Source organism: Pyxidicoccus sp. MSG2 (genome assembly GCF_026626705.1).
In the GTDB taxonomy this organism is placed as follows: Bacteria; Myxococcota; Myxococcia; order Myxococcales; family Myxococcaceae; genus Myxococcus.
Map to the genome: position 1 here is coordinate 1 of NZ_JAPNKC010000001.1, position 12,453 is coordinate 12,453.

Here is a 12,453-nt window from a genome sequence, read left to right on the forward strand (position 1 = left end):
CTCGATCTGGCGCCAGGCCCCAGGGGTCAGGCAGGTCAGGTCATCCTCTTCGGGGCGCGCGAGGACACCAACTACGTGGTCGCCCCGAGCTGGACTGCGTTCCTCGAGCACGTGCTCTTCCTGCTCGAGTCCGGAAACGTCAACGTCCAGGAGCGGGACGCACACGGCTTCCGGCAGTTCGACACCTGGCATCCGGGCGCCTCTCACTTCCACGACTACATCGCCGGCCTCTACAAGCAGCCAGGAGCGGCGTCAGACGCCATCCCGCCTCCGGGTGACGTGACGGGCATGCTCCTGCCACCCCATGGCCGCCGCGCCTACCCGCTCGGCCGCGAGGAAGAGATCCGCCAGTGGGCCACCGGGCTCCAGCACTTTCGTTTCTACTCTTCGTGTGGAGGGCCGGATGAAGGGTTCGGGTTCCTCATTTCCCTGCGCTGCGCCTGGGAGTCGGAGCTGGAGCAGGTTCAGTGCTCTTTGTCGGCCATCCTGGAGGAGCTGGGGATCGAGCTGGACGAGGGCGCGCGGTTCGAGTCCGCGGACGGTGTGCTCTCCCTCATCCTCTCGGGAGCCGAGGGGGATTCCGTCCACGTCACCGAGGCGGATTATCAGAATGCCCGGCGCCTGGAGGCCGTGCTCCAACCCTATCTGGACCAGCTCATCCAACCTCCCCGGGCCAACGTGGACTGTGTCTGCCCGGAGTACTACGCCGGGTTCTGGGGGTTGACGACCCGCCCGCGCTTCCCACTGCGCAGCGCCTGAGGGCTACGTGGGCCGGTAGGTCGCCACGGAGACGACCGAATCCCGCGTCAGGCCCGCCTTGACCCGCGATTCTCCTCGGGATTCGGCTCGACGCCGTCTCCCTGACGCTCACTCACAACGCGAGGAAGTTCGCGGTCAGGAAGGCGGCGTACCAGTTGATGGGTGTGAGCCCGTTGGTCGTGTAGTCCGCCGTATGATTGTTGGTGGTGAGCTGCCAGGAGGTGAGGTCCCACGGGGACCAGCCGATCCACACGTCGCCGTTGTTATTCATGAACGTGAGCGCGTTCGTTATCTGGGGCTGCGCGAAGGACTCGTGAATCCCGATGCCCATCTCGGACAAGAACAGCTTCTTGCCGTGGGTCCTCGCCCAGTTCGTGACCGCCGTGAGCTGAGCGCCGTAGGACGACTCATCGTTGCTGCCGTAGCCTTCCGGGTAATACGAATGCATGTCGAAGGCGTAGTTGTTGGCGCTGTCCGTGATGGACAGGGCCGCGACCGAGTCGAGCGGACCTCCGCCCGGAGCCCAGGTGTTCCAGTGCCCCACGTCCGATGCGCGCGTGTTGGGGACCAGGATCAACTGGGTCGAACCCGTTGCGCGTACGGCGTTCATGACCGTCTGAATCCCGGAGAACCAGGTGGTCGAAGTCATCGGGAGGTCATGCGGCTCGTTCATGAGGTTCAAGATGACCTTGGGGTTCGTCTTCACCAGATCCGCGAGCTTCGTCCAGACGTCGGCGAGATGGGCCACGGTCAACGTCCCGTCTCCGATGATGCGTTGGACGTAGTTCGGGGTCTGGTTTCCAGCGCCATCGAACGCGCCCGTCGCATATCGGTTGTAGTTGTGCAGGTCGAGCACCAGGGTGAAGCCTTGGGCCGTCGCCAGGTTGATGTAGTTCAGCATGCCGTTCGAATAGGCCGTATTCAGCGGGCCATTGAGCGTGTGCTGGAGGCGCTCCCAGGAGATGGGCAAGCGAATCAGGTTGAAGCCCTTGCCCTTGTAGTATGCGAGCTCCGCGGAGATCTGGGTCGACGAGGGCATCTCGTAGTAGGTCTGGCCGGTCCAGCCATCCCAGTTGTTGCCGTACTCCATCCCCGCGCGGTTGATTCCGCGATAGGCCACGCCCGTGGGATAGGTCTTCCCCAGGCCGCCCGGCGGATTGGAGGGTTTCTCCAGCGCGATTCCATCGACCCCATAGACCACCGGGGAGGCGCTCTGGATCGTGAGCTTGTTGAAGGTCGTCAGCGAACCCTTGAGCGCGCTCATCGGGATTCTGACGCGCGTCCAGTGTCCCGGCGGCAAGGACCCGAGGCTCGGATTGGCGTAGGCGCTGATGGCGACACCCGCATTCCCGTCGACCCCCTCCTGGCTGACGATGACCCTGAGGGCCTGGATCGCCGTGAGGTTTGACGTGCCCGGATTGATGGCGAAGCTCACGGCGACAGAGTTGGCGACCGGAAGGCTGGATCCGGCCGCGCCCAGGGCAAGGGCACTGTTGGCTGGCGCCGTCACCTTCATGGACGTCGTGCCATAGGCCTTGCTCGCCGTGTCGGATGCGGGTGTGGTGCCGCCCCAGCTGTAGCCGGTGCTCCAACCGGACGCGACCGCGTCGTCATACAGGACCATCATGGAGGAGGGGTCGAGCGCGGGCAGCGGCGGAATTTCGATGGCGATGCCATCGATGCCGTAGGTGACCGCGGTCTCGGCCATGAGCGTGAGCTTGTTGAACGTGGTCAGCGAGCCCTTGAGCGCGCTCATCGGGATGGTGACGCGAGTCCATTCACCCGCGCCCAGGGAGTCGAAGCTCGGGTTGGCGTAGTTGCCAATGGCGACGCCCGCGTTTCCATCGGCGCCCTCCTGGCTCACGATGAGCTTGAGGCTCTTGATTGCCGCGAGATTCGCGGTGCCCCGATGGATGGCGAAGCTCACCGCCGTGTAGGTGGTTGTCGAGAACGACTGGCCATCAGCACCCAAGGCAAGGGCGCTATCGGCGGCGGAGGTGACCTGCATCGACGAGGTGCCGTAGGCCTTCGTGCTCGTCGTCGAGCTGTAGGTGATGTTGCCCCAGCTGTAGCCGGCATCCCAACCCGGCGTGACGGAATCGTCATACAGCACCGTCTGATAGGAAGTGTTCAGCGATGGCAGAAGCAACAGGCTGGCTGAGCTTGACGCGGTTGCTTCCGGGAGCAGCTCGCTCATTGTCAGGCCCGCTTCTTCGCTCGAGGGCGGTGCACATGCCGCGCCCAGGGTGAAGATGCTTCCCATCAGAACGTAAAGACACTTCCGCGAAACCGGTGGTCGTCCCATTCGAGCTCCCTGGAGATGGACGCTGATTTAACGACCGCACCTTCAGCGGCAACCGCTCGCTTCCCGTCAATGACAACTATTGCTCTCCAGCGGGCTCACCCTGCGGAACGCGTTCACATCGTCGTCGTTGTCGTTGGCCTCGCGGCAGGGGTGGGTTCCCATGGGTGTGTAAATGGCGAGCAGGGGCGAAGAAGGAAGCTCTTCGGAGGCCACCCCGAGACGCCCATCCTGGGCTCCTGCAATTGCCCGGGAGGGGTGTTCCGGTCGCCAGGATTTCAGTTCGGCGGCGAGGCCGACAGGAAGTCCTCCAGCCGCGAGGACTCGGTGTTCAGCAGGGACTTCGCGAACAGATAGAAGCGATACGCGTCCCGGAAGTTCGAACCGAGTCCGAAGGAGACGCGAACGGCTCCGCAGGTTCCCTTGCTGAGGACCTCGTCATCGAAGGTCTTGCAGTCGAGGATCTTCTTCTTCTTGTCGAGCTCGCAGTGCTCGGAGCCAGCGGTCGTGTAGGTGGCGTGCTGGACCGCGCCCAGGTTGCAGAAGCAGCCGTTGCGGAAGGTGATGCCAAACGACTCCGCGGCTTTCTTGATCAGGGCGTGCGGGAAGAGCGCGTTGTAACAGTCGAACACGTTCAACATGATCGTCGCGCCCTTGTCTTCCGGCGAGGGACCATAGACCCGGCAGAGGGGGCCCTTGGCCTTGACGTCGTGCCGCAGTTGCTGCAGCTGCGTCTCGAGCCAACGCGCCAGCGCGACCGCCCGCTCGCCGATGCGGTCGATTCCAATCCGAGAGATGAACTCGAAGCCATAGGCGATGGCGTGGAAGGACGCGTAGTTGGGCGTGCCGACCTCGAACCGCCTCCCGTTGTCGTGGTGCAACATCCGCTCCGTGGGAGACCACGGTCCGGAGAAGTAGCACACCGCTCCACCGGCGAAGGACGGAGGCGTCAGCTTGCGAAGAGACGACCTCTTCGCGATGAGGCACCCGGCCCCGGTCGGATAGCCGAATATCTTGTAGAAGGACACGGAGATGAAGTCCGGGTGGTACGCGCTGCAGTCGAACCCCGACAACGGAACGAACGCCGCCGCGTCACACAGGACCATCGCGCCGCGCTCTTGAGCGAGCTGAATCCACTTCAGGTCATGCTTCGCGCCCGTGGCGTTGGACTGAGCGGGAAAGGCGAGGAGGTGGGGACGGCTGCTGTCGAGCTTCTCGAGCGACCGCAGCAGCGAGCTCTCCATGATCAACATCTCGTTCGTCAGGGGCACGTACTTCACGGAGACGCCCTTGGACTTCGCGAACTCCCTGATGCCATGAACCGAGGTGTGGTTGTCCTTGGTGAGCAGGAGCTCCGAGCCGTCCTCGAAAGGGAACGACTCCGCGACGATCCGGATGGCGCCGCTGGCGTTCGGCGTGAAGATGATCTCGTACTCCTCCGGCGAGCAGCGGAAGAACCGGTAGATCTCCGACCGGGCCTTCTCATGGGCCGCTTCGGTGGCCTTCGAGCCGGTGTGCGGATTGCCGAGAATGGTGCGCTTCAGGACCTGGTAGTCGTGCTCGATGAGGCTCTCTGGAGCGAGCGTACCGCCCACATGGTCCAGGTAGGCCTCCTGTGAATCATCCAGGCGTGAGAACTCATCCCGCCGCAGGGCTTCGACCTCGCCATCGGGATACTCCGGATGCTCGGCCAGGAAGGCCGCCTTCATCGTTTGATAGCTTCGAACGACGCGCGCTTCGGCACGCGGGTTCAGCAGCTCGCCTCGATTCTCGACGAGCTCCGGCGCCATCGCACGGAACGAGCGCAGCTCCTCGAAGTCAGGCAGCGCGCTCACCCCGACGGTCTCTTTACTGACCTGATCGACCGACCCGCGCAGCAACCAGCTCTTCACCTCGTAGTTGCGAGATGGGACACGGGAGCGAAGCTCCTCGAGGATTGTATCGAGATATCCCTCCCGGGTGGGCGTGTCGCACTGATTGAACTCCTCCAGCAGGACACAGGAATTGAACAGGAACTCCCGCGTGTCCTCGTCGTCCAGGAAGAAGGACATGGGACACGAGCTCGCGACCTCGGCGACGCCACGACAGAGTCCCTCCTGGGTGAACGCGTTCGTGATCGGCGAGTGGTCGCTCAAGCTGAGCGCCCCGTCCAGGATGGCCGAGGGAGCACCAAAGAGCCGCTGGGTCTGTTGCCGAGCGAGGTCGAACAGCTCGTTGTACTGGAAGACGGTGCCGTAGATCTTCCCTCCCGGCCGGAGCACCCGCTTGAACTCCCGCGCGACCCGGGCCTTGTCCGGTGGGAACATCAGGCCGAAACCACAGACGATGATGTCGAAGCTGTCATTGCCGAACGGCAGGTCCGCCATGTCGACGTCGGCATGGAACGCGACGTTCTGCTTCACCTCGTCGCTGACCACGGTCTTGCACACGTCGATCGCGGCCTTGGAGAGGTCCGTCGCGACGAGCTGCAAGTTCAACGGCCTGGCCAGCTCTTCATAGAGATAGGTCGTGATCCGACCCGTCCCGCACGCGACCTCGAGGATGTTCGCGACGGGGGCCTCCGGCCGGAGGTCCTTGCGGATCTCACGGACGAGGAGTTCACCGTAGGGTTCGAAGAGCTTCGGCCCCAAGACACGGTCATAGAACTCCATGAACGTGCTCACGCTCCACTTCCGTTCCGATACCGTCTTGCAGTGACGCTTCGCCGTGTTGTTCATTCGCAGACTCCCCAAGTCAGCCAAGACACAAGCGCAACCGGGGTACACTAGAGTCGGACATGCCTCGCCAGCAATCGGTGCGGGCTCGAGCGCGAGGGCTCGACGCGGAGCGGCAAGCGAGGGATTGACGCTCCGAGTTGAGAACGACTCAAGCGCCGATCAGACCCTGTCCGCAGACTCGCAGCGTGGGCAGGCCCAACGCCGCACGGGGCCGCGCGGGGGCGCGCTACGGGGCGGTGTTCGCCGCTCGAAGCCCCCTGCCCCGGAGGCAGAAGCTCCCGGAGTCGAAAAAAGACCTCAAAGACTCCGGGAGCTTCATCGCATGTCTCGCCGGCGACGCCGCCGGAAGGACCTCCCTCAGTCGCAGCCCTGGGCGTCCTCGGTGACGAAGCCGTTCTTCGTGGAGATACGGTGGTCGTAGCAGGCACCGTTCTCGGTCAGCTGGTAGCGATGCGTGGACGTTCCCACCGCGTTCCGCTGCGCGCGCGGCACGCCCAGGTTGTAGGCGGCCTCGCCGGTGTAGACGTCGGTGAACTTCCGCTTTGCCTGCGCGGAGGACCCTCGCGTGGTGCTCGCGTCCTCCGTGTCGCTGACGGTGATTTTCGTGCTCAGCCGGTTCTCGGCGTTGATGCCGACGAGCCCATCGAGCACGAAGCGCTTCTCGGAGCGGCTCACCGTCGGAAGGCTTCCAGGGCTGTAGGCGATGACGGTGCTGGAGTCGCTCCAGGACGCCGTGAGCTCATCGGGGTTCTCCTGGTCCCCCACCCAGCGGTGCATGCTCGAGTTGGAGACGGACTGCTCCACGGAGGTCACCACCCTCCCCTTCGAGGTATTCACGTAGCCGGAGATCCGCAGGTGATGGCTGCCCCGCGTGTCCACCTGGTTCCAGCCATCCACCACCGAGTGCCCCGACGCATTGGCCACCGGGTCGACTTCGTGCGTCACCAGCCCACCGGTGACGCGCGCGCTGCTCGAGGAGCGCCAGACGAGCACGCTCGTCGGCAGATCCCACCCGGGCCGGCCCTCGGGAACGCCCAGCACCGACACCTTGATCTGGTGCGGCTGGCCGTCGGTCAGCAGACCGGTGAAGGGCGTGAGGTCATAGCGGATGGGGCGGACGTCGAAGGCGCGCGGCGCCGGCAGCGTGTACCAGAGGAACGGGTTGGACCAGCCGCCCGTGTAGACATGCGGGAAGGGCATGGCAATGCCGGCCACCCTGCCGTCCACTTCAATCTGCACCTCGCGGTACGGGCCGTCATCCGCCGGGCACGAGTACGGCACCACCGTCGGCGCGGTGATGTACCAGAACTCCTCGCAGCCTCCGCCCGAGCCCGTCGCATACACCTCGGCCACGAGCCGCTCGGTGTTCCGCGGCACCGTCACCTCACCGAGGAGCGCACTGCCCTCGCGGTGCGGGTTGGACAGCGGCAGCACGTCGCTGGCCGTGTCCGCCGGCTTGTTGCGGCCCTGCGCCTGGTAGAAGGTCAGGTAGACCTGCACGTCCAGCACGCCGGTGTAGGTCTCGTTGACCACGTTGCCAATCAGCATCCACACGGGCTGGGGCTTCGAGAGCAGCGGCGCGTAGTCCGTGACGTCCTTCTCCACCGCCCACTGGATGCCATCGCGGGAAGGCTCCGGCGTGGACGTCTTGAAGATGGCGACCCCACCCACCTCCAGGTGCCCGAGCCGGTCGTACTGCACGCCCTGCACCTTGCCCTCCATGCGCAGCACCACCTTGTTCCACGGCCCGGGGCAGTCCGCGGGCGGGGTGAAGGTGCTGGTGTATGGCGTGAAGTCGTCGAACGGCTCGTCGACGATCTTCACCGTGCACGACGGCGTGGCGGGCTTTTCCACCGGGCGGACGGCGGTGCGCGGGTCGTCCCAGTCGGAGCCGAACTCAGGGGGCGGGTCGGCGGCGTACGCAGGGGACATCGCGCCGAGCGCGAGGCCCGCCGCGGCGAAAACAGCGGTGAGACGTGTCACAGGTATCTCCAGGGAAGCGAGGAGGGCGCGCAGCCTAGCAGCCCCCCGGAGAAGTCACCGTGTCACTGTTGGAACTCGCTGGCGCGCGGCCCGCCGGGGACTCAGCGCCCCTCGAGGAATTCCGTCAGGAGGGCGCGGACTTGCGTGTTCGCGTTTTTCGCCTTCGTGGGCACGTAGCCATTGATGAACTCGAAGCCCTGGAGGCCCTTCAACACCAGGTACTCCCCGAGCTTCTTCCCGGGCCCGTCTCCCTTGTCCGCGTAGCACGTGAGGCGCTGAATCACCGCGAAGGGCTTGCCCTCCTTCAGCTGCCACTCCACCTTGTTGCCGTAGCGGGCCACCGGGCACTCCTTGTTCGTGGGGAGCAGCTGCACGGTGAATTCTGTCCGCTCGCCCTTCTTGAGTTCGATGCTCCGGTGGATGCCGTAGGCGCTGTAGTACTCGTACACCGAGTACTCGCCTCCCGGGCCCGCGCAGCGGATGGGCTCGTCGGAGCCTTCCTCCTCCGCCGCCTCCTCCCTGGCCTTCGCGGCGTCGCGAGCGCAGGTCGTCAGGTCGGTGTACTCGAAGGTGGTGGCCTGCTTCTGCTTCTGCTTCTGCGCCCGCGCCGGACGCGCGGGCAGGAGGCAGAGGGCGGACAGGGCGATGACCAGGGCATGGCGCATGGGCGGGGACTCCGGAAACGTGCGACGAGGCTCGCGGTGGTACTTCTACGCGAAGGATGCCTCGGAGACCTTCTGGGACTCCACCGCCATCAGGACTCACCGGACCTCCCAGAAATCCCGGAAGACAGACACGAGAGGGATTGAGGGACGGAGTCGGACGAGACACCGTGGATTTCAGCGGGAGGCGTCTTCCCTTGCGCCAGCCAGAAATGATGGAGTTCGCGCATGCTCGAAATCCTCGCCATCATCGCGCTGTGCAAGAAGCTCGCGGCCATCGCCAAGGAGAAGGGTCGCTCCGTGGGCTGGGCGGCGCTCGGTGCCCTCTTCTGGTTCATGGGTGAAGTCGTCGGCTTCGTCGTCGGCGAAATCATGGGCCTCGGGCTGGGCGGCTACCTGGTGGCCATTGCCTTCGCCTGCATCGGTGCCTTCGTCGCGCACACCATCGTCAAGGCGCTGCCGGAAGCGCCCGTCGCCGTCACCCCGGGCCTGTAGCCGCTTCGCTCCTCAAGGCGCCGCGGACGCGTCGGCCGCGGCGCGCATGAAGACGACGATGCCCAGCACGATTCCGACCACCGACAACCCAATCGCTATCAGGTCCAGCTTCAACCCGTGACGCCCCCGCTTGTCGTTGACGGCCATGGACACGAGGTCGATGCCCGCCAGCAGGATGGCCACCAGCCCCAGGGGCGCACACGCGAGGGAGACGAAGCTCAGGATGCCCGCGGAGACGGCCAGCCACGAGCCTCCCAGGCCCCCCTTCCGGCGCGCGCAGTCCGGGCACAGCCGCTCGTTCTCCCGAACCACCGTGCACCCCGGACACATGAACGTGCCGCAGCGCTCGCAGACAGCGTCCGCCACGCGATCCGGGTGACGAGGACACTGGGCTTCGGGCGTGGATTCGGTCGACTCGGTCAACTCAAGCTCTCCGGTGCGGCGCGATTCGGGCCATCGTAGCGCCATTGCCGTGCATTGCTTGGGGTCGACTGCTCGCACTCCAGGCCACCTTGGATGGGTGGGTCGCGCACTTCCCACCCGACGAACCCGGGGGCGGTGTTAGAAGTGGCGCATGTCGACGCCCTTCCCCTCCGTCGCCTACCTCACCGACGTGGAGGGACTCTGGAAGAAGCTGACCAGCTTCTGTCAGGACAACCCGCTCGTGTCCCTGGAGGACGGGGACCGCCTGGTGGTGCGCCCGGGCGTGACGTTCGTCTTCGGCGGAGACGCCATCGACCGGGGCCCCGACGGGCGCCGCGTGGTGCGCACGCTCCTGGAGGCCCGGCGCCGGCAGCCCTCCCAGGTGGTGCTGCTCGCGGGCAACCGAGACATCAACAAGCTCCGGCTGGTGCGTGAGCTGCGCGGCCACCCGCTCGCGCGGACGCCTCCCGAGGTGCGGAGCGCTCCCCGCCCCGTGCTCCTCCGTTGGATTTTCGAGAACACCATGGGCGCGCGCGGCGCCTTCGAGTTCCGCAAGGCGGAGCTGGTCCGCTCCGGCGACACCATCAGCGACGAGGACGTCGTCGACAGCTACCTCGAGGACCTCGGGCCCGGAGGCGCGCTGCGCGAGTACCTTTCCGCCTGCCAGCTCACCCACCGCGTCGGCAATACCCTTTTCCTCCACGGCGGGCTGCACGAGGACAGCCTCGGCATGGTGCCCTCCCGGGAGCGCGTGGATGGCGTGGACGCCTGGGGCGAGGCCCTCAACGCGTGGTACCGCGACCAGCTCGCGGCCTTCGCGGAGGAGCGCCTCGACGCGGACGGCAGGCCCGCCTGGGAGCCGGTCATCGCCTATCAGGCCCCCACGCCGGGAAAGCGCCTCAACACCGCCAGCGTCGTGTACGGGCGCATGGCCAACGAGCTCAACCACCCCGGCCTGCCCTCCCCCGCGCTCATCGAGGCTCTCACCCGCGAGGGCATCCACCGGCTCGTGGTGGGGCACACGCCCAGCGGCGACTGCCCCTCGCTGCTGCGTGACGACTCCTTCGAGCTCCTCCTCGCGGACAACTCCTATGGCCGGGTGGAGGGGGCCTCGCGCGTCCTCCTCGGTGACGACCGCGTCCTCGTGGAGGGCGACGTGAAGCTGGACGACGGACGGCTGGAGCGGCTCCGCTTCGAGCAGCCGCTCGGCGACACCTCGAGCCCCATCGGCCGGCAGCTCCTCGACACCGGGCAGTTGGTGAAGGGGCCGCTCCAGAGTGGCGAGTGGCTGCTGTTCCGCGCGCTCCCGGAGTTCCGCGTCGAGCAGCTCGCGGTGGACCCGAGCACCCTCGCGGGACGGGCCCTGGGCCCCGCGCGCGCCGCGCCCTGAGGGCCGGGGCCCGCCGTTCAGTCGCCGGGCCGCCCGTCAGAAGCATGTGCGAGCGACGGACGGGCGGTGTTAGAGCCGTCCCGTCACGCATCACCCCGCCCGCTCCGGCATCCAAGGCCCATGCCCCAGTTCCTCTCCCGTTTCGTCGAATCCACCCCCGGGGACCCGCTCAGCGACCGCCGCCCGAGGCAGGTGCCCAGCGCGCTGTGGTCCAGGGTCGAGCCGACGCCCGTGTCCGCGCCCCGGATGATTGCCTGGTCGCCCGAGGTGGCACGATGGCTGGGGCTGGACGAGGCCACGCTCCAGTCCCCGGAGGCGGCGAAGGTGCTGGCCGGCAACGCGCTCTGGCCCGGCATGGTGCCGTACGCCGCCAACTACGGCGGGCATCAGTTTGGCCGCTGGGCCGGGCAGCTCGGTGACGGCCGCGCCATCGTCCTCGGGGAGCTGCTGACGCCGGACGGCACGCGCCAGGAATTGCAGCTCAAGGGCGCGGGCCCCACGCCCTACTCCCGCCGCGCCGATGGCCGCGCGGTGCTCCGCTCGTCCATCCGCGAGTTCCTCTGCAGCGAGGCGATGTACCACCTCGGCGTGCCCACCACCCGCGCGCTGTCGCTGGTGGCCACCGGCGACTCCGTCATCCGGGACATGTTCTACGACGGCAACCCCGAGGCCGAGCCCGGCGCCATCGTCTGCCGCGTCGCCCCCACCTTCTTGCGCTTCGGCAACTTCGAACTGCCCACGAGCCGCGAGGACCTGGGGCTCTTGAAGCAACTGACCGACTACACGGTGACGCACTTCTTCCCGGAGCTCGGCGCGCCGTCGAAGGAGACGTACGCGGCCTTCTACCGCGAGGTCGCTCGCCGCACGGCGAGGCTCATCGCGCACTGGCAGGCCGTCGGCTTCGTCCACGGCGTGATGAACACCGACAACATGTCCATCCTCGGGCTCACCATCGACTACGGCCCCTATGGCTGGGTGGACGACTTCAACCCCGGCTGGACGCCCAACACCACGGACGCGGAGCAGCGGCGCTACCGGTTCGGCAACCAGCCCGCCATCGGCCTGTGGAACGTGCAGCGGCTGGGCGCCGCGCTGTTCCCGCTCTTCGAGGACGACGAGTCCATCGTCGAAGCGGGCCTGCTCGAATACCAGCGCACCTTCGAGGAGGAGGCCGGGAAGCGCTTCGCGGCGAAGCTGGGGCTGACCTCCCTGAAGGACGAGGCGGACGTCGCGCTGGTGAATGAGTGCTTCGCATGGCTCGCGGCGGAGGAGACAGACATGACGCGCTTCTTCCGCGCCCTCTCCCACGTGGTGACGATGCCGGCGGCGCCCACGGGCCTGCCTCCCGTGGTGCGCGAGACGTTCTACGGCGAGGTGCCCGAGGCGCACGCGGCGAAGGGCATCGAGTGGCTCGCGGCCTGGTGGCACCGCACGCGGCGCGAGGAGGTCCCCCCCGCGGAGCTGGCACGGCGCCTGGACGCGGTGAATCCGAAGTACGTCCTGCGCAACTGGCTCGCCCAGGAGGCCATCGACGCCGCGCACGCGGGCGACGACTCGAAGGTGCTCACGCTGCTCGACGTGATGCGGCGGCCCTTCGAGGACCAGCCCGGGCGCGAGCACTACGCGGAGAAGCGTCCGGACTGGGCGCGCTCGAAGCCGGGGTGCTCGGCACTCTCGTGTAGCTCGTAGCCGACGTGGCATTGTCGCGGGAGCCCATGTCCT

9 protein-coding genes are annotated in these 12,453 nt (G+C 66.7%); 4 read left to right on the top strand and 5 right to left on the bottom strand.

Translation table 11 applies throughout. The annotated features are described in order from the left end of the window. A partial coding sequence (locus tag OV427_RS00005; protein ID WP_267854062.1) for a hypothetical protein occupies positions 1–759 on the top strand: 759 nt, incomplete at its 5' end. 112 nt (positions 760–871) lie between these two features. Here the strand turns inward: OV427_RS00005 and OV427_RS00010 are convergent. From OV427_RS00010 to OV427_RS00025, 4 genes are all read right to left on the bottom strand, one after another. Continuing rightward, on the bottom strand, positions 872–2,956 hold the full coding sequence (locus OV427_RS00010) for a glycoside hydrolase family 5 protein (protein ID WP_267854063.1): 2,085 nt from the start codon (positions 2,954–2,956) through the stop codon (positions 872–874). Between the two features lie 383 nt (positions 2,957–3,339). After that, positions 3,340–5,724 (bottom strand): aminotransferase class V-fold PLP-dependent enzyme, encoded by a 2,385-nt coding sequence (locus tag OV427_RS00015; RefSeq protein WP_267854064.1) that lies wholly within the window; start codon positions 5,722–5,724, stop codon positions 3,340–3,342. 411 nt (positions 5,725–6,135) lie between these two features. Next, positions 6,136–7,761 carry a peptide-N4-asparagine amidase gene (locus OV427_RS00020; RefSeq protein WP_267854065.1) on the bottom strand — a complete coding sequence of 542 codons (1,626 nt, stop codon included), beginning with the start codon at positions 7,759–7,761 and terminating at the stop codon, positions 6,136–6,138. Positions 7,762–7,862: 101 nt separating this feature from the next. Next, on the bottom strand, positions 7,863–8,426 hold the full coding sequence (locus OV427_RS00025; RefSeq protein ID WP_267854066.1) for a hypothetical protein: 564 nt from the start codon (positions 8,424–8,426) through the stop codon (positions 7,863–7,865). A gap of 225 nt (positions 8,427–8,651) precedes the next feature. Between OV427_RS00025 and OV427_RS00030 the strand changes: the two genes are divergently transcribed. After that, on the top strand, positions 8,652–8,918 hold the full coding sequence (locus OV427_RS00030; protein WP_267854067.1) for a hypothetical protein: 267 nt from the start codon (positions 8,652–8,654) through the stop codon (positions 8,916–8,918). Positions 8,919–8,930: 12 nt separating this feature from the next. Here the strand turns inward: OV427_RS00030 and OV427_RS00035 are convergent, their stop codons facing one another. Further along, positions 8,931–9,284 carry a hypothetical protein gene (locus OV427_RS00035; RefSeq protein WP_267854068.1) on the bottom strand — a complete coding sequence of 118 codons (354 nt, stop codon included), beginning with the start codon at positions 9,282–9,284 and terminating at the stop codon, positions 8,931–8,933. A 208-nt stretch (positions 9,285–9,492) separates the two neighbouring features. Here OV427_RS00035 and OV427_RS00040 point away from each other — a divergent pair, with 208 nt between their 5' ends. Beyond that, complete coding sequence (locus tag OV427_RS00040; RefSeq protein WP_267854069.1) at positions 9,493–10,731, top strand: metallophosphoesterase; 1,239 nt, start codon at positions 9,493–9,495, stop codon at positions 10,729–10,731. A gap of 120 nt (positions 10,732–10,851) precedes the next feature. Then, positions 10,852–12,420 (top strand): protein adenylyltransferase SelO, encoded by a 1,569-nt coding sequence (locus tag OV427_RS00045; protein WP_267854070.1) that lies wholly within the window; start codon positions 10,852–10,854, stop codon positions 12,418–12,420. Positions 12,421–12,453 lie beyond the last annotated feature (33 nt).

Excerpts from the sequence above, each read along its gene's own strand:
- OV427_RS00045 (WP_267854070.1), top strand. The coding sequence starts at position 10,852 with ATGCCCCAGTTCCTCTCCCGTTTCGTCGAATCCACCCCCGGGGACCCG.
- OV427_RS00040 (WP_267854069.1), top strand. The coding sequence starts at position 9,493 with ATGTCGACGCCCTTCCCCTCCGTCGCCTACCTCACCGACGTGGAGGGA.
- OV427_RS00030 (WP_267854067.1), top strand. The coding sequence starts at position 8,652 with ATGCTCGAAATCCTCGCCATCATCGCGCTGTGCAAGAAGCTCGCGGCC.
- OV427_RS00010 (WP_267854063.1), bottom strand. The coding sequence starts at position 2,956 with ATGAGCGAGCTGCTCCCGGAAGCAACCGCGTCAAGCTCAGCCAGCCTG.
- OV427_RS00025 (WP_267854066.1), bottom strand. The coding sequence starts at position 8,426 with ATGCGCCATGCCCTGGTCATCGCCCTGTCCGCCCTCTGCCTCCTGCCC.